This window comes from Providencia sp. PROV255 (assembly GCF_028478065.1).
Taxonomy (GTDB): Bacteria; Pseudomonadota; Gammaproteobacteria; order Enterobacterales; family Enterobacteriaceae; genus Providencia; species Providencia rettgeri.
Genome location: NZ_JAMPMI010000008.1, coordinates 331,234 through 353,845 on the forward strand (window position 1 = coordinate 331,234; position 22,612 = coordinate 353,845).

The window sequence follows — 22,612 nt, forward strand, 5'->3', positions numbered from 1 at the left end:
AAATTTACCCTGCGCACGACTTATTAAATGTACTAAGCATCGGCGGCAATACCGATTTCCTTTATAACATTAGATAGACTGCCATGAAAAAAACCAAAATTGTTTGTACTATCGGTCCAAAAACCGAATCAGAAGAAAAACTGACCCAACTCCTTGATGCAGGCATGAACGTCATGCGTCTCAATTTCTCTCACGGTGACTACGAAGAACACGGTCAACGTATCAAAAACCTTCGCGCTGTTTGTGCAAAAACAGGTAAACAAGCTGCTATTTTGCTAGATACTAAAGGGCCTGAAATCCGCACCATGAAATTGGAAGGTGGTAACGACGTTTCTCTAGTTGCTGGCCAAACTTTTACATTTACTACCGATACCTCTGTGGTAGGTAATAAAGATAAAGTTGCGGTGACCTATGCGGGTTTAACTTCAGATTTGAAAGTTGGCAATACCGTATTAGTTGATGATGGCTTAATTGGTATGAAAGTAACTAATGTCACTGCAACTGAAGTTGTTTGTGAAGTTTTAAATAACGGTGACCTCGGTGAGAAAAAAGGGGTTAACCTGCCAGGCGTTTCAATTGGCCTTCCAGCATTAGCAGAAAAAGATAAAGAAGACTTAGTCTTTGGTTGCCAGCAAGGTGTTGATTTTGTTGCTGCTTCATTTATTCGTAAGCGCTCAGATGTTGAAGAAATTCGAGCTCACCTGAAAAAACACGGTGGCGAGAACATCCAAATTATTTCTAAAATTGAAAACCAAGAAGGTTTAAATAACTTTGATGAGATTTTAGAAGCCTCTGACGGCATCATGGTCGCTCGTGGTGATTTAGGCGTTGAAATCCCAGTTGAAGAAGTTATTTTTGCACAAAAAATGATGATTGAAAAATGTGTTGCAGCACGCAAAGTCGTGATCACAGCAACCCAGATGCTTGATTCAATGATCAAAAACCCACGCCCTACTCGCGCAGAAGCGGGTGACGTTGCCAATGCTATTTTAGATGGCACTGATGCGGTTATGTTGTCTGGTGAAAGTGCTAAAGGTAAATACCCGGTAGAAGCTGTTACTATTATGGCAACTATCTGTGAGCGTACAGACCGTGTAATGCAAACTCGCATCGATAACCAAAAACCAAGCCAACGCCTACGTGTCACTGAGGCTGTATGTCGTGGTGCGGTGGAAATGTCTGAAAAATTAGATGTCCCATTAATCGTTGTTGCAACTTATGGCGGTAAATCGGCTAAGTCTGTCCGTAAGTATTTCCCTACTGCACCAATCTTAGCGTTAACTACCAATGAAGAAACTGCACGCCAGTTACTGTTAGTTAAAGGTGTGATCCCAATGATAGTTGGTGGTTTTACTTCTACAGATGACTTTTATCGTGAAGGTAAACGCGCAGCTCTAGAAAGTGGTTTAGCTGTTTCTGGTGATGCGGTTGTAATGGTCTCTGGCGCATTAGTACAAAGCGGAACAACCAATACATCTTCAGTTCACGTACTTTAATTAGTCTTTAATTGTCTTCTAAAAGGCCGATAGTGATTATTTTAGCTATCGGCCTTTTTATTTAGATTTAACATTTAGTGCTGCCTTGATGTAACTATCCCTTTATTTACTTTTCTCTAGTAAATATCTTATTGCATTTTAAGTGTAATATCATAAACCCCACTTAAATTGGTCAAATAACAACCTTCATTGATCTTAATTTAAATTTTTCTTCTTTTTCCTAGTACTAAATATAAAGTATTTCTAGCAAAACTTCATATTTAGTACTAGCATAAGACATAGTAAGTGCCATACCCTAATTTTCATTAGGTTGTTTTAAAGGGATATAGCAAGCTTTAAGATAACAAGCTTAGCTCTATTGTTTGGTGACTTGCTTTTTTATATTTTCAAGATAAATCAATCTAGAGGGTAAAATAATGATTCGTACTAAAATTGTACTGGGCTCTATCGTATTAGCTTCAGCATTACTAGCGGGTTGTTCTAACAGCACTGAAGTGCAAAAACTCTCTTCAGATGTGCAAACTCTGAATGGTAAAGTTGATCAACTGAGCAACGACGTTCAGTCTCTGCGCTCTGACGTACAGACAGCTCAAGAAGAAGCAGCACGTGCTAACCAACGTCTGGATAACCAAGTTCGTACTTACAAAAAATAAGTTCGATTTGGCGATAATCTAGTCTTAAAGATCCTTCTTTGAAGCTAGTAGCATTTATGAGGGCCTATGAAAATAGGCCCTTATTATTTGGTCAGGGTTATTGAGTTACAACAGAAGAGCGGTATTTCGCAGGTAGCAAGGCCCCAACTTTACCGTCATAGATGGGTTCTGGCTGTGAAATCGAGAATGGCTCAATAGGTACTAAACCTTGGTGTTGTGTTTCATCTTCAGGGATACCATTACTCTGATCATTATTTACACGCACAGGCATACCAGAACGCCTTGCTAGCTCTTTTTCCACTAAAGCCTTATCAATCCCTTCATTTTCTAGAAAACGCTTGAAATCGTCAGACAGCTTGATTGGCATGGTTTGTGGGTCATCACCGCTTGTTCGTGACAATGGCTGATGCACCTCAATGTAATAACTGCCATCAGTTTCTTTGGAGTATTTGACAGGCTGATCAATAACTTGGACACGAGTTCCTTTTGGTACTGTTTTAAATAATGCTTCGATATCATCAGGACGTAAACGAATACAACCGGAGCTCACTCGCATACCAATACCAAAATCCGCATTAGTGCCGTGTATCAGATATTCACCACGCCCATACGCTAGGCGTAATGCATACAAGCCCATTGGATTTTCAGGCCCTGCTGGAACGACGGCTGGAAGAGTTATACCTTCTTTAGCGTAATTTTTACGGATATTCGCCGTTGGTGTCCATGTAGGATCTTTAATTGACTGACTTACTGAAGTCACCATTTCAGGTGTGTCGCGACCTAACTGGCCGATACCGATAGGATAAACAATCACTTCCTCACTGTTCGCAGGGTAATAATATAAACGCAGCTCCGCCAGGTTAATCACAATTCCCGTTCTTGGTGTTGATGGTAACAACATTTGTGCTGGAATGATGAGTTCTTTACCCGCTTCAGGAAGGTACGGGTCTGTTCCTGGGTTTGCTTCAAGCATACCGAGTAGACCGATTTGGTGCTCACTTGCAATGGCCTCCAATGGTCGCCCATCATTGGGGACGATATACGTGTAATTTTCCCCGATAAGACGAGTGTTACTGTCAGGTAATGGATATTCTTTTGCTTGAGCTGGAGCCAATAAGGCACTCATGACAAATAAACTTGCCACCGTCAAAACTCTTTTCATACCTACTCCAAGGAAAATAGTGTTCTTACAATAATTCAATGATTATTGTTCATAATAGCAACTATCCTTCATATCTTTAATACTAATTAAATATTTTTATTAAGTATTAATAAGGTAGTAGTCTTTTTATGATAGCCAAATACAATCACTTTAATGGACTGGTCGAATAAAAATAATAACCAAGAAGTAAAATAAGTAAGGGAGCATAAAGCTCCCTGCAGACTTGCTGCCAAACATATTATGTTTGGCAGCAAGTCTAATAGGTTATTGAAAATAAATTAGGAAAATCAATTTATTGATTTTCGACTGATAACACAAAGCGGGAAAAACCACGCTTTTATCCCGCTTTGTCAACAACCTCAAGGGAGCATAACGCTCCCTCGGTAGGATCATACTAATTGTGCCGCACGCGATAAAATTGTACGGATCATCGCATTTAAACCTTGAGTTCGCGAAGGTGTTAAATGTTGCTCCAATGCAAGTTGTTCAAAAAATGACTTCACATCGAGTGCGAGTATTTGTTGCGCCGTTTTGCCTTGAAAAAGGATAATCACAATAGCAACTAACCCTTTAACGATTGCTGCATCGCTATCACCTGCAAACGTAATTGTCCCGTCTGCTTGTTTTTGCATATCAATCCACACTTGGCTTTGGCACCCTGCGATTAAATTATTATCGCTTCTTTGTACCTCTGAGAGTTCAGGTAAACGTCCCCCTAGCTCTATCATATAGAGATAGCGTTCCTCCCAGTCCTGACAACGGGAGAAATTACGTAATAACTTATTTTCATCGGGTAATGCGGGCATGCTCAGTTCCTTTACCATATATTTCTTATGTGCTTAGCCTAACAATTTTTTAATGCGCTGTAACGCATTGTATAAAGAATCGATTTCTTCTTTCGTGGTGTATATCCCCACAGAAGCACGGCACATAGCAGGAACGTGATAATGTTCCATTAATGGTAAAGCACAGTGATGGCCAGTACGGATAGCAATACCATATCTATCTAGAAAAGAACCCACATCATAGGCATGGTGCTGGCCTAGATTAAACGCCAAAACGCCTTCCCGTTGGTCATTGCCATATAATATAACTGATGGTATTTCTTGCAATTTTTTAGAAGCATATGCCATTACTTCAGCTTCATGAGCAAATACATCAGGTAAATTAAGTGCGTTTAAATAATCGAATGCCGCCCCTAACCCAATAATTGCGCTAACGTTCGGTGTTCCTGCTTCAAAGCGCCATGGCGCATCAGCAAAAGTGATCCCTTTGGTCAGGCTGACTTGACGGATCATTGCCCCACCGCCCTCCCATGGTGGCATCATATCCAAAATAGCTTTTTTGCCATAAAGGATACCAATACCTGTCGGGCCATATAACTTATGCCCTGAAAACACATAGAAATCACAGTCTAAGGCTTGCACATCAACCTGCTGATGCATTGCACCTTGCGCGCCATCGACCAATATCGCGATCTCTCCACCTTTTGAAGCCGCAATCGCTCGGGCTTGTTTAATGATATCCTGTACGGGATTAACTGTTCCCAATACATTAGAGATATGTGTAAAGCTCAATAATCGCGTACGTGAATCAATGACATCATTTAATACATCTAATTGCAGTCTACCATCGTCAGAAATTGGGATAATTCGAATTTCAAAGCCAATTTCCTCAGCTAACATATACCAAGGTACAATATTCGCATGGTGCTCCATTTCAGTGATGACAATATTGTCCCCTTCATGGAAATACTTTCGACCAAGACTATTTGCAACAAGGTTAATACCTTCCGTTGTGCCTTTAACAAACACGATTTCTTCATTTGAAGCTGCGTGAATGAAAGCGGCGGCTTTTTGACGAACCTCCTCCATCATTGTCGTCGCATTTGCACTGAGAGTATGTATACCGCGGTGAACCGCGGCATACTGATGTAACGTAAACTCACTTTCTTTTTCAATAACTTGCAAAGGCTTTTGTGCACTTGCGGCGCTATCTAAATAAACCAGCGGATGATTATTGACTGACTGTGATAAGGCAGGAAAATCCTGCCTTACTGAAGCGACATTGAATAGCATGGATATTAAACCTCCGCTAAGCGCTGGCGGATGTTTGCCATCACAGCGTGTTTTAACTCTTCCGATTCAATAGATTCTGTAAGTTCCGCAGCAAATGCGATAATAATCATATGTTTTGCTGCCTTACCCTCAATTCCTCTTGAGCGCAGATAAAACAGTTGTTCGTCATCAATACGACCGACCGTTGCACCGTGACCACACTTTACGTCATCTGCATAAATTTCAAGCTGAGGTTTAGTATCAATTTCTGCTTTTTCACCTAACAACAATGTGTTGTTAGTCATTTGACCATCTGTTTTTAATGCGTTGGGTGCGACTTTGATCATGCCATTAAAGACAGCTTTACTGCTATCCATCGCAATCACTTTATGTAATTGACGGCTATTGCAGTAACCTTTATTGTGCTCTAAATACGTACGAGTATCAGCAATTTCATTGCCTTTAGGCAGCAGTATACTGTTGAGTTCAAACTCAGTATTTTCACCGTCAAGGCGAGCACTTGTATGGTTTCGTGTTAATAATGCGCCAAGTAAAAAACTGGTACTTTTCACACGGCTATCGCGCCCAATAACAATATCATTGTGAGCAAAATGCTGAGCTTGGCCATTTTCAACATTTAACTTAAAGTGACTAAAGTCTGCGTTATCACCGACTTCAACTGTTAAACGACTACCAGTCATGTGCCTTTGCTCATTCAAACTAACATAATGCTCAATAACTTGGGCTTTGCTGTTTGCATCTAACGTTAAATGGTACCGATACTGGCTAATATTGGTGGCCTGTTTATCGCCACTACCTGTTGAAATATTAAGCAAGTATAATGGCTTTTCTGCTATTTTATTTGCTGCAAGGTGGACGACTAAAGGTTGTACCGCCAAGCTTTCGGTTAAATGCAAAAAAATCTCGCTATTTACAGGCGAAGGAAGCAAGTCTTGGTTATCAAGCAAAGCCACTTGGAATGGCCCCATATCAATAGAGCTCAATGCAGAACTATAACACCCATCAATTAAAACAAGGCGATATGCATCAATTGGCAGAGCCAGTGCTTCGCAGTCTTGTGCTACAACATCACCATCACTAAAACGATACTGAGTCTCAAGTACAGTATTTAGTGGAGTATAGTGCCAATCTTCATGGCGAAACACAGGTAAACCAACTTGTTTTGCTATTTCCCAATGGGTTTTAGCATGTTGAGAATTCGCACCATGTCGTAGTTCAAATAATTCAGAAAAACGTGACATTGCTTGCTCGTTAAGCTTCGCAACTTCCGCACGTTTTTGTGCTCTTTCACTGTTGGTCAATAAGCCAGCCATAACCCTGCTCCTCCAGTTTTTTCGCTAAACTGAAATCACCTGATTTGATGATTTTCCCTTGATATAACACGTGGACAAAGTCAGGCTTCACATAATCTAAAATACGCTGATAGTGGGTTACGATGATAAAAGAACGCTCAGGCGAACGTAATGAATTCACGCCATTAGCCACAATTTTCAACGCGTCAATATCTAAACCAGAGTCAGTTTCATCGAGAATACACAATTGAGGCTCTAGAGCTGCCATCTGCAAGATATCATTACGTTTTTTCTCACCACCGGAGAAACCTACGTTGACAGAACGCGCAAGTAAATCTTCTGGCATTTCTAATAATTTGATTTTGTCTTCAATAAAATCTTGAAAATCGAAACGATCTAATGCTTCTTGCTGACGATATTCTCTAACCGCATTGACTGCCGTTTGTAAGAAAAATTGGTTACTGACCCCTGGAATTTCAACAGGGTATTGGAATGCAAGGAAAACACCTTCCCCTGCACGCTCTTCTGGATCTAGTGCAAATAGGTCTTTACCTTTAAACGTCACTTCACCGCTATCAATTTCATACTCTTCGCGGCCAGCAAGTGTGGCGGATAATGTACTTTTACCAGAGCCATTTGGCCCCATAATGGCGTGAACTTCCCCTGGTTTTACCTCCAGAGATAACCCTTTTAAAATCTCATTACCTTCTACACTCACGTGTAAATCTTTAACACTTAACATATTTACATGCCTTTAGCGCTTTAGCGCAAATAAACTCGATTAGGATCAGCCAACGCTGTGCTCTAAGCTGATCGCCAGTAATTTTTGTGCTTCTACGGCAAATTCTAATGGAAGCTCCGAGAACACATCTTTGCAGAAACCATTTACAATCATTGAAATTGCATCGTCTTCGCTGATACCACGTTGTAAACAGTAAAATAACTGGTCTTCCCCAATACGTGAGGTTGTCGCTTCATGTTCAAGTTGTGCCGTATTATTCTTAACTTCCACATATGGGAATGTATGTGCACCACATTGGGTGCCAATTAACATAGAGTCACATTGGGTAAAGTTACGAGCGTTATGTGCACTCGGTAGAATTTTCACTAAACCGCGATAACTGTTTTGGCTTTTACCTGCAGAAATACCCTTAGAAATGATCGTTGAACGGGTATTTTTCCCGATATGGATCATTTTCGTTCCTGTATCCGCTTGTTGATTGCCGTTCGTTAATGCAACGGAGTAAAATTCACCGACAGAGTTGTCTCCTTTAAGGATAACGCTTGGGTATTTCCATGTGATGGCAGAGCCAGTTTCTGACTGTGTCCATGACATTTTTGAATTATCACCTTCACACAATGCACGCTTAGTCACAAAGTTTAGGATCCCACCGGCTTCGCTATCTCCACCGGAGAACCAGTTTTGGACAGTCGAATATTTAACTTCGGCATCTTTATGAATAATAACTTCAACAACCGCCGCATGGAGCTGATAACTATCACGAACAGGTGCAGAACACCCTTCGATATAGCTCACATAGCTACCTTCATCAGCAATTAAAATCGTGCGCTCAAACTGGCCGGTTTTGGCTGCGTTGATCCTAAAATACGTTGATAGCTCCATTGGGCAGTGTACGCCTTTTGGTACATACACAAAGGTACCATCTGAAGCCACTGCCGCATTTAATGCAGCAAAAAAGTTATCATGGCTCGAAACGACTGACCCGAGATATTTCTGTACCAGTTCAGGGTATTCTTGAATAGCCTCACTAAACGAACAAAAAATAACACCATGTTTCGCTAAGTCATCACGGTAAGTTGTAGATACTGAGACCGAGTCAAAAATGGCGTCAACCGCAACGGCCTTCCCTTCACGTACAGGAACGCCTAATTGGTTAAAGGCTTCTTCAACTTCAGCCGTTAAATAATTATTGGTTTCCGCCACACCTGTGCCTTGTGTAGCACCAGATTGCGAACCACAGGTATCATCACATGAGCCACAAGATGGCGCAGAGTAATAGCTATAGTCTTGGTAATCGAGATTTGGGTAATTTGCTTTAAGCCAATGAGGTTCTTCCATGCCTTTCCAGTGATTAAAGGCATCAAGACGGAATTGGAGCATCCACTCAGGCTCATTGCGTTTAGCTGAAATTGCACGAATAACATCTTCGTTAATGCCTTTCGCCATTTCATCCGTTGCGACTTCGGTAAAGAAGCCTTCTTTATAACGCTGGTCATCAAGCCAGCTTTGAACATCATCGCCAACTTCTACATTGCTCTGTGACATAATCTGACTTCACATGTTAAACGCCGAAGCTTTCACCACACCCACAGGCATGTTGGGCTTTCGGGTTATTAAATTTGAAAATTTGATTCAGCCCTTCTTGGACAAAATCAACGACTGTGCCATCAATAAATGGCATTGCTTCTTTTGGCACATAAAGATGTGCGCCATCGAGTTCAAATAACAGGTGTTGGTCTGTTGGGTTTTCGATCATTTCAAACACATAACCGAAACCTGCGCAGCCAGACTGTTTTACGCCGAGTGAAAGCCCTTTTGTATTTGGGTTTTGCACCATCAATTTTTTGATTTGTTTTGCAGCGCTTTGTGTCAGGCTAACTCCCTGCCAATTGTTTTCATCAAATGAAAATGTCTCTACACCGTCAGTCATATTGACCCCACATTTCTTATGGCTTTTCAGCCTGTTATCAGGAGATTAACTCTGCCTACCCTATGGTAATGATTAGCTAATTGACTTCAACCATTTGTTTTAAGAGGTTATAGCTATTATAGCTCTTTTTTTGTTCATTTTCAGATTATAAAACAAACAAAATTACAAAAAAACAAGCTTAACCCATTGATAAACAATAAATAAGTAGAGTTGTGTTTTTTATTTAAATTTGTACTAAATAATACACTTAATGACACAAATTAATAAAGGTGCATTTATTATACAACTTAATTAACTTGATAAAAAATGAATTTATAGAAAGAATGGGCATAAAACCATACAAAATAAAGGGTTTTATCGGGTTTTCTGACCTTTCCTTAGCCAAAAAACCCTGCAATTAAAATGGTTATTATTCAAATAATACGGCGGTTGTCAGGCGAGAAGTACAACACAATTTGCCTTGCTCATTGAAAACCTCAATATTCCATACCTGCTGACGGCGCCCTAAATAGATAGGTTTACAAATACCCTTAACAACCCCTGAGCGAGCAGCACGAACATGATTGGCATTGATTTCCAACCCGACCACCTTTTGTTCTCCTTCCGAGCACATATAACCCGCAATTGAACCTAAGGATTCAGCTAATACAACAGAAGCACCGCCATGCAATAACCCAAAAGGCTGTTTGGTGCGATGATCAACAGGCATTATCCCCTCTAAATAATCATCGCCAATTGCCGTGATTTCAATACCGAGATGCCCTAACATGCAGGTTTTTGACATTTCAGCGAGTTGCTGCAAATTAAATTGACGTTTCCAAATCATTAAACTATCTCCAGCAGCGCTTGAATCGGATGTTTTATCGATACATTTTCCATGCGTTTAACTTGGCTACGACAGGAATAACCTGAACTTAAACAACGTTCTTTTGGCAAAGAAGACATCGCCTCCTTCCACGATAAGTTATATATTCCTTTTGAATTTTCAAGATTGGCCACTTCGTGCCCATAAGTCCCAGCCATGCCACAACAGCCAACACTAACATTATTTAATGTTTGCCCAAAGCGTGCAAATAACACCGCCCATTGATTCGCACTATTAGGTAAAGCCGTTGATTCAGTACAATGACCGAAAAAATACCACGGCTGGGTCGATGTGGTTTGCAAATTGTGTGGTTCAGGCAATGTCATTAACCATTCATGCGCTAACATCACCGTAAATTGGCAGTGGTCTTTGCCTAAAATTTCATGATATTCATCGCGATAACAAAGTACTAGTGCGGGGTCAACACCGACCATTGGCAACTGCAATCTTGCCACTCGATTTAAAAAATCTGCCGTCTTACGAGCCGTTTTAGCAAACTTCGCTAAAAAGCCTTTGATGTGTTGTGCTTTTCCATTCGGCGAGAACGGTAGCAACACAGGCTTAAGACCTAATTTCTCAATTAAATGGACAAAATCTGCCACCACTTTGGCATCGTAATAACTAGTGAAAGGGTCTTGAACCACCAGCACATGTTTTTCACGTTGTGAATCCGTCATACTTTCAAGTTGTTCAAGCGTGACAGAAACCGCTGCATGACCTGAAAGTTCTTGTTTTAATGTTGGTTGAGAGAACAACGGCAAATCCACCATACCGATAGTATGTTGACTCAGTTTTTGCACCACCGGTTGACGCAAAAAGAAATTAAATACGCCGGGCACTTTGGAAAATAAAGGTGCACTCGCTTCAACATTTGCAACAATATAATCGCGAATAGGACGCAAATAACGCCCATGATACAACGCTAAAAACTTAGCTCTAAATGATGGGACATCAATTTTAATTGGGCATTGCGTTGAGCAGGCTTTACAGGCAAGACATCCTGCCATTGAGGCTTTCACTTCATGAGAGAAGTCATAATCACCTTGTTTAGCGCGCCAAGTGTTACGTGTTTTTTCTATCAGCCCACGCAATGACGGTTGGTCTTGTGTAATGCCCTTTTCAAGGTGTTCTGGTGTAACACCTTGTTCAGCTAATAGCCTTAGCCACTCACGAACAAGTGTCGCACGGCCTTTTGGAGAATGAATTCGTTGACCACTCACCTTCATGGATGGACACATCGGGCTCTTCACATCAAAATTAAAACACAGCCCATTACCATTACACTCCATTGCACCACGGAATTCTTGGCGCATTTGGACTGGTATCTGTCGGTCATACGTTCCTCGTTTGATGCCATCAACCTGCTTCATCGGTGCATCCAACCCCGCAGGTGGGCAAATTTTACCCGGATTTAAGCGGTTATCGGGGTCAAATGCCGCTTTGATATTGCGCAACTCACCGTATAGCTCATCACCAAAAAATTCAGGACTATATTGTGCACGAAAACCTTTCCCATGTTCCCCCCACAACAACCCACCGTATTTAGCAGTTAATGCAACAATTTCATCAGAAATTTGTTTCATCAATACTTCTTGTTGTGGATCGCACATATCCAGCGCTGGACGAACATGTAATACTCCTGCATCCACATGACCAAACATGCCATAATTTAAGTTATGACTGTCTAATAACGCACGAAATTCCACTATATAATCAGCAAGATGCTCAGGAGGAACGCAGGTATCTTCAACAAATGGAATTGGCTTCGCCGCACCTTTACTGTTACCCAACAGCCCCACGGCTTTTTTACGCATGTTATAAATACGCGTAATATCTTCAAGATCATGGCAAGTTTGATAGCCAATCACCCCAGCTTGATTATTCGCCATTAATTCATCTAAGCGTTGGCACAAGCTTTCAGTCAATTGATTGATTTCATCTTCATCATCGCCGCTAAATTCAACGATGTTTAACCCTAACATTTCTTTGTTTGGCACATCCGTAATTAAGGCTTTAACAGAATGCCAAACGATGTCTTCTTTCGCTAGGTTAAGCACTTTTGAATCTACAGTTTCAACTGATAGCGCTTTGGCTTGTACCATAAAGGGGGCATTACGCAGTGCAGACTCAAATGAGTCATATTTCACATTCACTAAACGACGTACTTTAGGAAGTGGCGTAATATCCAATGTTGCTTCAGTGATAAAAGCAAGAGAGCCTTCTGAGCCAGTGAGAATGCGAGTAAGGTCAAATTCAGTTAACTCATCATTAAACACATGACGTAAATCATACCCTGTCAGGAAACGATTTAATTTGGGAAATTTTTCTTCAATTAGAGAACGTTGCTCTAAACAGCGCTCTAACACCGTTTTATAAATACGCCCCACTGTAGAATCTTCTGACGCAATCGTTTGGGCGAGTTCGATAGGCATAGCGCGCGTATCTAAGCATTCTCCCCCTAAAACCATGGCTTTAACGCCTAACACGTGATCAGAGGTTTTACCATAGACTAATGAACCTTGGCCTGATGCGTCAGTGTTGATCATTCCACCTAGCGTTGCTCGGTTACTGGTAGATAGCTCCGGTGAAAAGAAATAGCCATAAGGCTTGAGATATTGATTTAATTGGTCCTTGATGACCCCTGCTTCAACCTTAACCCAACCTTGCTCTGGGTTTATTTCTAAAATTCGATTCATATAACGGGACATATCCACAACAATCCCTTCGGTTAAGGATTGCCCATTAGTTCCCGTTCCCCCTCCCCGAGGGGTAAAGCTAAGCTCACGAAATTTCGCTTGCCCCGCAAGCCGAGTGATTATTTGTACATCTGCACTCGAACGCGGAAACACAACCGCTTGGGGTAATAGTTGGTAAATACTATTATCTGTCGCCATGGATAAACGCTCAGCATAGCTGGTGCCGTTATCCCCAGTAAAACCGTGTTCTTGTAGCTCATGCAAGAACTCAATAACTAAATGACTAAGATGAGGAGCTTCTGATATACGCGGGATCATTATTAACGATGACTCTTGTTGTTTAGTGTTCGCATTACTCGTTATGTACTATCTTTATTTTAAGTTGCACAATAGTGTCTGAGGTCTATGATGAGTTATCTTCACAGCCTGTAAAGACAGCACAGCCGCTGATGACATTGTCATCATGAACCATATCACAATATTGTTTTTTTTAACCGTGAAAAATAATTACGTTATTTTCACCTAAAAATTTGCTAGACACGCAGAATTTTCATTTGCAAAGGATCAATCATTAATGGAAAAATCTCAAAAACGCTTGGATCTTCCCAAACTTATTTTCGGCCTATTATCCATCGTTTTAATGATAGCAGCCTGTTTTTGGGTACTTAATCCATTTATTCTTGGCTTTGTATGGGCGGGAATGATGGTAATTGCAACTTGGCCACTATTATTAAGACTCGAAGCTCGCTTATGGCGCAAGCGCTGGTTAGCTGCATTAGTGATGGTTCTTCTTATATTACTATTATTCGTTATCCCATTAGGTATCCTAATTGGCAGTATTATTGAAAATAGTACTCCACTTATTGATTTAGCTAAATCACCATCAAGCCTAACGCTGCCTGATTTAGAATGGCTAAATACTATCCCGATGGTAGGTGAAAAAATTTACTATGCATGGCATAGCTTAGTTGCCAGTGGGGGTAATGCTTTACTTGCCAAAATTCAACCCTACTTTGGCCAAGCCGCAGGTTGGTTTGCCACACAAGCTATTAGCGCAGGAAGATTTGTTTTTCACTTGATGTTAATGCTGCTGTTTAGTGGTTTACTCTATCTTAAAGGCGAATCAGTCATGGTTGGTATCCGCCACTTTGCTGTGCGTCTTGCAGGGATCCGTGGAGATGCAGCTGTCGTATTAGCCGCACAATCTATTCGAGCCGTTGCGTTAGGTGTTGTTGTGACTGCACTCATTCAAGCCATTGTCGGTGGCATTGGCCTCGCTCTTTCTGGTATCGGTTACGCAGCAATCTTGACTGTTCTATTGTTTATTTGCTGTGTGGCTCAATTAGGGCCTTTATTAATCATGATCCCCTCCGTGTTATGGCTATTTTGGACAGGTGATACGACCTGGGGGATCATCTTGGCTATTTGGGCTGCCGTTGTCGCTACTATGGATGGCGTTCTTCGCCCATGGTTAATTAAAATGGGCGCAGACTTACCCATGGTTCTAATCCTTGTTGGTGTTATTGGGGGAATTTTATCATTTGGTATGATTGGTTTGTTTATCGGCCCGGTTGTATTAGCAGTTTCTTACAGCTTATTAAAAGCTTGGATGAACGAAGTCGCTGTTCCGAATGAAGACTTAACAGAAACTGAAAAGTTTCTAGAGGAAGAGTTTTCGATTAAAAAGTAGTATACCGCCAATTAGTCGCAGGTATGTTTAAGCTATACATGCTTGCGAACTTAATAAATCTAGTTCCATTAATATTTAGAAACAATATTTAACATTCTAACGTTAGTATTTAGTCTAATTTATGTTAACATAAATCTATTGAATTAATTCTCTTTAAGTAACAATGAGTAATATTAATATTGAGAGTGTTCTTAATGATTGTATAATATGAATAGTTTAATATTCAATTATTGAATCATATGAATCTAAGAAGCCGCGCCCTTCCCCCTTTAGGCGTTGCTTTATTAACTGAATTGCTGTGTGTAGTCTTTGCCTGTCAGCCCATGATAGGCTTTTTTTTTATCTTTATTTAATATGAATACTATTCATGTCATAATCAGAACATCACTTTATAATTATTGATTAACATCAATTTTTGTCATTATTATCCGTTATAATACTCCTTTGGCGTTATATAATTAATTAACTTACGTTACTCTTATTTAGCATATACTTGCCTGTTAAATTTAATACGCATAATAAGGGTAATTATATTTAGCTTATTGTTTGTTTATGCCTAAAAAGCATTACACAACCACTTATTCAAAACTATTTAATATCAAACTACCTATTATAGAAGTTATCAATTTCTATAATAGGTAGCTTTGATTAAGTAAACACAAAGGCTGAATGCTATTCACATTCAGCCTTGATAATTAAAAAACTAAATAGTTATTGATTTTCAGCTATCGTTAGCCATGTTTGCACAACGGTGTCAGGGTTTAAAGATAAACTATCAATACCTTCATCAACCAACCATTGAGCGAAATCTTGATGGTCGGATGGCCCTTGCCCACAAATGCCTACATATTTATTTTGGCGTTTTGCAGCCTGTATTGCCATGGATAACATCGCTTTCACGGCATCATTTCGTTCATCGAATAATTCAGAAACAACACCCGAGTCCCTATCAAGACCTAATGTTAACTGAGTCATATCATTCGAACCGATAGAGAAACCGTCAAAATGTTCGAGGAATTGATCAGCCAGTAAAGCATTTGATGGGATTTCGCACATCATAATAACTTTTAAGCCATTTTCACCACGTTTCAAATCATGTTTAGCCAATTCTGCAACTACGGCTTCCGCCTGTGCAACCGTGCGAACGAATGGGATCATGATTTCAACATTTGTTAGGCCCATGGTATTACGAACACGTTTAACCGCTTCACATTCCAATGCAAAACAGGCACGGAAGCTATCAGACACATAGCGCCCTGCACCACGGAAACCTAACATTGGGTTTTCTTCTTCAGGTTCATAAATATCCCCACCGACTAAGTTGGCATATTCGTTTGACTTGAAGTCAGATAAACGGACAATAACGCGTTTTGGCCAGAAGGCTGCGGCTAAAGTCGAAATTCCTTCGGTTAATTTACCGACATAAAATTCAATCGGGTCATCATAACCTGCCATCATTTGGCGAATTTCTGCTTGTAGCTCAGGAGATTGCTTATCAAATTCCAGCAACGCTCTTGGGTGAACACCAATCATACGATTGATGATAAATTCAAGCCTAGCTAAGCCCACGCCTTCATTAGGTAAACAAGCAAAATCAAATGCACGGTCAGGGTTACCGACGTTCATCATAATTTTGACATCTAGACTTGGCATATCACTCACTTCAGAGCTGTGAATTTCAAATGCAAGTTTACCTTCATATACAAAGCCTGTATCGCCTTCAGAACAAGAGACAGTCACCTCTTGGCCTTCTTGCAAACGGTCAGTCGCATCACCGCAACCGACAACGGCTGGAATACCTAACTCACGAGCGATAATCGCAGCATGGCAGGTGCGTCCACCACGATTGGTAACAATCGCAGCCGCTTTTTTCATGATTGGCTCCCAATCAGGGTCGGTCATATCGGTAACGAGTACATCCCCCGCCTGAATTCTATCCATTTCACTCAAGTTATGAATAACTTTAACCGCCCCTGAGCCAATACGATGACCAATTGCACGCCCTTCAACTAAAACTTGTCCTTGTTGTTTTAATTGGTAACGCTCCATCACTTGTTGATTAGAACGAACGGTTTCTGGCCTTGCTTGAACAATATACAAACGCCCATTATGACCATCTTTTGCCCACTCGATATCCATTGGGCGACCGTAGTGTTTTTCAATCTGTAAAGCTTGACGTGCAAGTTCTTCAACTTCGTGATCAGCCAAAGAGAAACGATTGCGTAGAGCCTCTGGCACATCTTCGATTTGTACTTGTTTACCGTGCTCTTTACTATTGGCATACACCATTTGTAATTTTTTTGAGCCCAGTGTACGACGTACAATCGCAGGGCGGTTGCTGGTTAACGTTGGTTTATGGACATAATACTCGTCAGGGTTCACGGCGCCTTGTACCACCATTTCACCTAAACCATACGCAGAAGTGATAAATACAACTTGGTCGAAACCTGATTCAGTATCAATCGTAAACATGACACCCGACGAGGCTAAATCTGAACGTACCATGCGTTGAACACCCGCAGAAAGTGCTACACCGCGGTGGTCATAACCTTGGTGAACGCGATATGAAATCGCACGGTCATTAAATAATGAAGCAAAAACGTGTTTAATCGCAACTAAGACTGCGTCTATCCCTTGAACGTTAAGGAATGTTTCCTGTTGCCCTGCAAACGAAGCGTCAGGCATATCCTCAGCCGTTGCCGATGAACGGACAGCAAATGAGGCTTCCGCTTCACCTTCTGACAGTTGCGCGAATGCATCACGAATATCTTGTTCCAACTCCTTCGTCAGCGGTGTATCAATCACCCATTGACGGATCTGAGCACCTGCTACAGCCAGTTGGTTCACATCATCAATATCCGTTTCATCTAGCAGGTTATAAATGCGCTGATTTACACCGCTCTGCTCCAGAAAATCATTAAACGCCTGTGCGGTTGTCGCGAAACCGTTAGGTACGGATACTCCCAGATCAGATAAGTTAGTGATCATTTCACCGAGAGAAGCATTTTTGCCCCCAACACGGTCAACATCATTCATCCCTAATTGGTTATACCAAAGTACATTACACGGAGTGAGGCCATTTGTGGACATTGAAAGCGATCCTTTTATAGCAATTTAGTGACAGAGTACAAATCGTAAAAAATCTCGTTGGCGAAAATTCGCCTCGTGAAATAGACTAGCACAGACGCTAAGAGAAGATGGACTGGTGAATCGTTCCATCACTGAAGAAAACTTTTTTGTTCTAAAAATCGTTCAAAAAATGGCTATAGTTCCCCCTATAAACTAATTTTTAAACTTTAAACAAAGATAATATCTCCCAATATCCAGTGATAAATACAATAAGAGACAAATAATGATGACCGAATTAGGAGCAATGAATAATATGGCAAGCCAAGTTCAACGCACTGTTTTTTTTATTTCTGATGGAACAGCGATCACCGCTGAAACTTTGGGGCATGCCGTACTTTCTCAATTTCCGCTGTCATTTATTTCTTATACTCTGCCGTTTGTCACAAGCGAAGCTCGCGCGCAGGAAATTAAACAAAAAATTGATATTATCTTCCAAGAAACGCAATTGCGCCCTTTGGTGTTCTATTCGATTATCTCCCCCGAAGTAAAGCAAATCATCACTCAAAGTGCCGGGTTCTGCCAAGATATCGTTCAGAGCTTAGTCGCCCCGATTCAAAAAGAAGTCGGCCTAGAACCTGAACCCAAACTTAACCGAACCCATGGTTTATCTATGCAGAATATGAATCAATATGATGCACGTATCGCTGCCATTGAATATACACTGGCTCACGACGATGGGATTTCGTTACGAAACCTGGATCAAGCCCAAGTGATACTGATAGGGGTTTCACGTTGTGGCAAAACACCAACAAGTCTCTATTTAGCGATGCAATTTGGTATCCAAGCTGCAAACTACCCATTTACGGCTGACGATATGGATAACTTACAGTTACCAGCCGCATTACGCCCATATACGCATAAATTGTTCGGTTTAACTATCAGCCCTGAACGGTTAGCTGCCATCCGTGAAGAGCGCCGTGAAAATAGCCGCTATGCTTCCATAAGGCAATGTCGTATTGAGATAGCTGAAGTTGAAGCTTTATTTAGACAAAATAAAATCAATTATTTAAATACAACTAACTACTCTGTTGAAGAAATTTCCGCAAAAGTGATTGATACCATGGGCTTACAAAGACGAATCTTTTAATGAATACAAATAAAAAAAATATTCATTCCAGCTAAGTTGGAGGTTGAAATTACGCCACATTCGTTTATTGTGATCTTAATCACTTATAGGGCATACGCCTATTAAAGTTCTTTGAGAAAGAAAATGCACAAAACTGATGAATTACGTACTGCGAGAGTGGATAGCTTAATTACCCCACAAACTCTCGCTGATGAGTTTCCTATTTCCCAAAAAGTCGCTGAAAACGTGACAGCGTCACGCAAACGCATAGAACAAATATTATCCGGTCAAGACCCGCGTTTACTGGTTATTGTTGGCCCTTGTTCGATTCATGACATCGATGCGGCTATTGAATACGCTAAAAAATTAAACGCATTAAGAGAGCATCATCAAGACCGTTTAGAAATCGTCATGCGAACTTACTTTGAGAAACCACGTACTGTCGTGGGTTGGAAAGGGTTAATTTCTGACCCAAACCTTGATAATTCTTGCCAAGTTAATACCGGTATCCGGTTAGCTCGTAAATTATTAATTGAAGTTAACCAATTAGGGTTAGCCACGGCAACCGAATTCCTTGATATGGTCACCGGGCAATATATTGCAGATCTGATTAGTTGGGGAGCAATAGGTGCTCGCACAACAGAAAGCCAAATTCACCGTGAAATGGCATCCGCATTATCTTGTCCTGTTGGTTTCAAAAATGGCACAGACGGTAATATTAATATTGCCATTGATGCAATAAGAGCTGCAAAGGCACAGCATATGTTTTTATCACCAGATAAAAATGGGCAAATGACCATTTACCAAACTAGTGGTAATCCACATGGTCATATCATTATGCGTGGGGGTAAACAACCTAATTACACTGCCGGTGACTTAGCCGCAGCTTGTGACAAACTACGTAAATTTGAATTACCAGAGCATTTAGTGGTCGATTTCAGCCATGGTAATTGCCAAAAAATTCACCGTCGACAACTCGAAGTTGCTCGAGATATCGCTGAACAAATAAAAGATGGTTCTACCGCTATCAGTGGTGTAATGGCAGAAAGCTTCTTGGTTGAAGGCACGCAAAAAGTGGTTTCTGACCAACCTTTGGTTTATGGTCAATCAATTACCGACCCATGCCTTGGCTGGGAAGACACCGAGCAACTTATTGAAATTCTTGCTCAAGCTGTTGAATCACGCTTTAAATAAACCCAATAATTCCAAAATTCTTCTATTACAAGCCCTTTAGTTTCGTTCACTAAAGGGCTTCTTTATATTTAAATCAGAAATAATTATTATTTAAATATAATCAAGACGATATAATACTCCAATTAATCAAATAAAATAGAATTTTAATCCAAAAAAGTCTTGACCCACCCCACGCTAACGATAATAATTCTCACTACGAACTAATTTATGCGTTCGGTTTCCTGTAGCCCAGCCCGACTATCCGCTACAACATTACAGTGCTAAATAGTTCTAACAAATAAATACGCTACGCGAACACTTATTGCATGCCACCCAGAGATTTTATCCAGGCAGCCAGCAAATTTTGAAACCAAAGGAAAGGATTTCCTATGCTGTTTAAATCGATGCCTACATCAACTCATCAAGAACATAAAATACCACTCTCCGCTATTGCAGCTACCATTATAATGACAGGGTTTAACAACACAGCCTTAGCTGAAAATTTATTACCCGCAAAAGCAGTATCAACAACGGATACCCGCGACATTATTCACGTTTCTACCTCACCTTATGACTTAGAAAAAATTGCTGTTGCAGAGAATGTTGAGGTTATTGATGCCCAAGCCCCCGAACAGCAAGCCGCCACATCCGCCCTTGATTTATTAAAAGGCCAACCTGGGGTGTTTGTCTCTGGTTCCAATAGTACTTATGGGCAAAGTATTCAAATGCGGGGCTATGATCCCCGAGGCGTAAAAGTAACCGTTGATAATATCACTCAGGACTTTAATTCTGGCCTATATGATGCAACATTTATTGACCCAACTTTAGTAAAAAAGGTGTATATCCATAAAGGTTCCTCTTCGATACACCATGGCGGTGGCGCTTTGGCGGGGGTAGTCTCTTTCAAAACATTAAATGCTACTGATATTTTGAAACCCAATCAAAATCTAGGTGGCCGTATTTTCAGCGGTATAGATCACAATGAACATAGTTACTATGCAGGAGGAACACTATTCGGGCGTCTCAACACTCTTGATACATTAATCAGCTACAGTCAACGCAAGAAAAATTTGATTGGCTCACCTGATTTTGCACACATCGATAATCATGAAAATATTCATAATTGGATGCTAAAAACCACATGGGCAGCGACTCCCTCTTACCTTTTAGCAATTCAGTTAAAAGATTATCGCAATGAAAGCTTAGGGGTGAAACAACCCAGTAAACCAACAACCAAAGAGCGTTATCCGAATACACCACATGAAAGAAACAGTCGCCAATTTGATGTCGCGATAAGCCAATACTTTACCCCTAAAAATAGCGTTAACTGGCAGGCTGAGTGGGATATTTACTATAGTGATTTATCTCTAGACCAAACTGACACGGTCAAGATCACCACAAAACCCAAAGAGTACGGTACAGAAAGGCGAAATCAATACACCTATGGAACTAAATTCGCCAATAGCTTCACCATTCCAATGTATCGCTGGGCAAATCATCATATCCAAAGTGGAGTTGAGTATTACGCACAACAACAAAAATCAAACCAATATGCGATTAGCTACCCGGCAGCGTCATTAACTAATACTTCAGGTTGGCTAGTCAATGACATGACATTACAACACTTACCTATCACGTTCTCTGCGGGCACTCGTTTTACACGATATCAAACAGATAGCACGCGCATAGCTAAAAATGCTCATACTAATTGGTCGTCACGTTTTGCTGTCAGTGCCACCCCACAACACTGGGTAAATATTTTTTCTTCTTATTCGGAAAGTTACCGCACCCCACGCATGAGCGAGCTGTATAACAATTCAAATCATTTCACGATCCCTTTCATCGGAATGAAATCAGACTTCCGCCCTTCCCCGGAATTACTACCGGAAGTCAATAAAACTATAGAAGCAGGGGTAAAACTCAGTTTCGATGATCTGCTAATAGCGAGGGACTCTCTACATTTTGGTTCAACTTATTTCTATACAAAAGCCAAAGACCACATTGCTCTTGAAGGAGAATACGAAGAAATATTTAACATAAGAAAGTTTAGAACCGAACATTTTCCGAAAGAACTTTATTTTGTAAATATACCTTCTGCCACTATTCGCGGATTTGATAGTTTTATCCATTACAAAACACAATGGTTTGAGCTTAATCTCAGTCACAACCTAACCCAAGGTAATGAAGATGGCTCACATTATTCCCTTTCATCAATACGTCCTGAAACCCTAGTTGCTCGCTTCAATGCTCCCGTACTTGAGACAGGAGTCAATATCGGCTGGATCGGCGAATTTACGGGAAAAACTGCATTTGAAGGTAATGTAAAATACCAGTTATCACACCATAAATCGGATAAAGGCTTAGACCGCTACCACAAAGAGGTTATTCAACAGGCAGGTTATAGCCTGCATGATTTTTATCTCAACTATCAAGCCGACCAATTTATTAAAGGCCTCAGCTCAACACTAACGATGAAGAACGCATTCGATAAACAATATGTTTCTTCAATGGGTGTTCCTCAGGAAGGTCGAAATTTCCACCTTAACGTAAATTACTCATGGTAACGCATTAAAAATCGCATGTTATCAACTGGTTTGGCTAGTATTTAAAATAAAACAAATCAGTTGATGACTTTCTCCC

16 protein-coding genes are annotated in these 22,612 nt (G+C 40.7%); 6 read left to right on the top strand and 10 right to left on the bottom strand.

Annotation, left to right across the window (positions count from 1 at the left end; all coding sequences use genetic code 11):
- The first annotated feature begins 83 nt into the window (after nt 1-83).
- Both pykF and PR725_RS08455 read left to right on the top strand, forming a co-directional pair.
- Nucleotides 84-1,496 carry a pyruvate kinase PykF gene (gene pykF, locus PR725_RS08450; protein WP_004910422.1) on the top strand — a complete coding sequence of 471 codons (1,413 nt, stop codon included), beginning with the start codon at nt 84-86 and terminating at the stop codon, nt 1,494-1,496.
- 416 nt (nt 1,497-1,912) lie between these two features.
- On the top strand, nt 1,913-2,149 hold the full coding sequence (locus PR725_RS08455; protein ID WP_004263789.1) for a major outer membrane lipoprotein: 237 nt from the start codon (nt 1,913-1,915) through the stop codon (nt 2,147-2,149).
- A gap of 97 nt (nt 2,150-2,246) precedes the next feature.
- Here the strand turns inward: PR725_RS08455 and PR725_RS08460 are convergent, their stop codons facing one another.
- The 9 genes from PR725_RS08460 to ydiJ form a co-directional block, all read right to left on the bottom strand.
- Nucleotides 2,247-3,311, bottom strand: coding sequence for a L,D-transpeptidase family protein (locus PR725_RS08460; RefSeq protein WP_004910418.1), 1,065 nt, complete (start codon nt 3,309-3,311; stop codon nt 2,247-2,249).
- Between the two features lie 389 nt (nt 3,312-3,700).
- Nucleotides 3,701-4,117 carry a cysteine desulfuration protein SufE gene (gene sufE, locus PR725_RS08465; RefSeq protein WP_004910417.1) on the bottom strand — a complete coding sequence of 139 codons (417 nt, stop codon included), beginning with the start codon at nt 4,115-4,117 and terminating at the stop codon, nt 3,701-3,703.
- Between the two features lie 33 nt (nt 4,118-4,150).
- The gene (gene sufS / locus PR725_RS08470; protein WP_123382027.1) at nt 4,151-5,389 is read right to left on the bottom strand and encodes a cysteine desulfurase SufS; all 1,239 of its coding nucleotides are present in this window, start codon (nt 5,387-5,389) and stop codon (nt 4,151-4,153) included.
- 5 nt (nt 5,390-5,394) lie between these two features.
- A complete protein-coding gene (sufD, locus tag PR725_RS08475) occupies nt 5,395-6,702 on the bottom strand; it encodes a Fe-S cluster assembly protein SufD (RefSeq protein ID WP_117161975.1) in 1,308 nt (435 codons plus the stop codon).
- Nucleotides 6,677-7,423, bottom strand: coding sequence for a Fe-S cluster assembly ATPase SufC (sufC, locus tag PR725_RS08480; protein ID WP_109911265.1), 747 nt, complete (start codon nt 7,421-7,423; stop codon nt 6,677-6,679). The genes sufD and sufC overlap by 26 nt, the downstream gene beginning before the upstream one ends.
- 45 nt (nt 7,424-7,468) lie before the next feature.
- Entirely contained in the window at nt 7,469-8,968 is a 1,500-nt protein-coding gene (gene sufB, locus PR725_RS08485; protein ID WP_109911264.1) for a Fe-S cluster assembly protein SufB, read from the bottom strand.
- 16 nt (nt 8,969-8,984) lie between these two features.
- Nucleotides 8,985-9,353: a Fe-S cluster assembly scaffold SufA gene (sufA, locus tag PR725_RS08490; protein ID WP_004910405.1), complete on the bottom strand. Its 369-nt coding sequence runs from the start codon at nt 9,351-9,353 to the stop codon at nt 8,985-8,987.
- A gap of 409 nt (nt 9,354-9,762) precedes the next feature.
- Entirely contained in the window at nt 9,763-10,179 is a 417-nt protein-coding gene (locus PR725_RS08495) for a hotdog fold thioesterase (protein WP_109911263.1), read from the bottom strand.
- On the bottom strand, nt 10,179-13,232 hold the full coding sequence (gene ydiJ, locus PR725_RS08500; RefSeq protein ID WP_272568527.1) for a D-2-hydroxyglutarate dehydrogenase YdiJ: 3,054 nt from the start codon (nt 13,230-13,232) through the stop codon (nt 10,179-10,181). The genes PR725_RS08495 and ydiJ overlap by 1 nt, the downstream gene beginning before the upstream one ends.
- A 256-nt stretch (nt 13,233-13,488) precedes the next feature.
- Between ydiJ and ydiK the strand changes: the two genes are divergently transcribed.
- The gene (gene ydiK / locus PR725_RS08505) at nt 13,489-14,604 is read left to right on the top strand and encodes an AI-2E family transporter YdiK (protein ID WP_109911261.1); all 1,116 of its coding nucleotides are present in this window, start codon (nt 13,489-13,491) and stop codon (nt 14,602-14,604) included.
- Nucleotides 14,605-15,315: 711 nt separating this feature from the next.
- Here the strand turns inward: ydiK and ppsA are convergent.
- Complete coding sequence (ppsA, locus tag PR725_RS08510) at nt 15,316-17,694, bottom strand: phosphoenolpyruvate synthase (protein ID WP_109911260.1); 2,379 nt, start codon at nt 17,692-17,694, stop codon at nt 15,316-15,318.
- A gap of 262 nt (nt 17,695-17,956) precedes the next feature.
- On the opposite strand from ppsA, the gene ppsR reads away from it, so the two are divergent.
- From ppsR to PR725_RS08525, 3 genes are all read left to right on the top strand, one after another.
- Nucleotides 17,957-18,820, top strand: a complete 864-nt coding sequence (gene ppsR / locus PR725_RS08515; protein WP_110731880.1) for a posphoenolpyruvate synthetase regulatory kinase/phosphorylase PpsR — start codon at nt 17,957-17,959, stop codon at nt 18,818-18,820.
- A 123-nt stretch (nt 18,821-18,943) separates the two neighbouring features.
- The gene (locus PR725_RS08520) at nt 18,944-19,993 is read left to right on the top strand and encodes a 3-deoxy-7-phosphoheptulonate synthase (protein WP_110731879.1); all 1,050 of its coding nucleotides are present in this window, start codon (nt 18,944-18,946) and stop codon (nt 19,991-19,993) included.
- A gap of 368 nt (nt 19,994-20,361) precedes the next feature.
- The gene (locus tag PR725_RS08525; protein ID WP_272568531.1) at nt 20,362-22,536 is read left to right on the top strand and encodes a TonB-dependent receptor domain-containing protein; all 2,175 of its coding nucleotides are present in this window, start codon (nt 20,362-20,364) and stop codon (nt 22,534-22,536) included.
- Nucleotides 22,537-22,612: the final 76 nt, after the last annotated feature.

Coding starts and splice junctions, on each gene's coding strand:
- sufS (WP_123382027.1), bottom strand. CDS start 5,389: ATGCTATTCAATGTCGCTTCAGTAAGGCAGGATTTTCCTGCCTTATCA.
- sufB (WP_109911264.1), bottom strand. CDS start 8,968: ATGTCACAGAGCAATGTAGAAGTTGGCGATGATGTTCAAAGCTGGCTT.
- PR725_RS08520 (WP_110731879.1), top strand. CDS start 18,944: ATGCACAAAACTGATGAATTACGTACTGCGAGAGTGGATAGCTTAATT.
- pykF (WP_004910422.1), top strand. CDS start 84: ATGAAAAAAACCAAAATTGTTTGTACTATCGGTCCAAAAACCGAATCA.
- ydiK (WP_109911261.1), top strand. CDS start 13,489: ATGGAAAAATCTCAAAAACGCTTGGATCTTCCCAAACTTATTTTCGGC.
- sufE (WP_004910417.1), bottom strand. CDS start 4,117: ATGCCCGCATTACCCGATGAAAATAAGTTATTACGTAATTTCTCCCGT.
- ppsA (WP_109911260.1), bottom strand. CDS start 17,694: ATGTCCACAAATGGCCTCACTCCGTGTAATGTACTTTGGTATAACCAA.
- sufD (WP_117161975.1), bottom strand. CDS start 6,702: ATGGCTGGCTTATTGACCAACAGTGAAAGAGCACAAAAACGTGCGGAA.
- PR725_RS08460 (WP_004910418.1), bottom strand. CDS start 3,311: ATGAAAAGAGTTTTGACGGTGGCAAGTTTATTTGTCATGAGTGCCTTA.
- ppsR (WP_110731880.1), top strand. CDS start 17,957: ATGATGACCGAATTAGGAGCAATGAATAATATGGCAAGCCAAGTTCAA.
- sufC (WP_109911265.1), bottom strand. CDS start 7,423: ATGTTAAGTGTTAAAGATTTACACGTGAGTGTAGAAGGTAATGAGATT.
- PR725_RS08455 (WP_004263789.1), top strand. CDS start 1,913: ATGATTCGTACTAAAATTGTACTGGGCTCTATCGTATTAGCTTCAGCA.
- ydiJ (WP_272568527.1), bottom strand. CDS start 13,232: ATGATCCCGCGTATATCAGAAGCTCCTCATCTTAGTCATTTAGTTATT.
- sufA (WP_004910405.1), bottom strand. CDS start 9,353: ATGACTGACGGTGTAGAGACATTTTCATTTGATGAAAACAATTGGCAG.
- PR725_RS08495 (WP_109911263.1), bottom strand. CDS start 10,179: ATGATTTGGAAACGTCAATTTAATTTGCAGCAACTCGCTGAAATGTCA.
- PR725_RS08525 (WP_272568531.1), top strand. CDS start 20,362: ATGCTGTTTAAATCGATGCCTACATCAACTCATCAAGAACATAAAATA.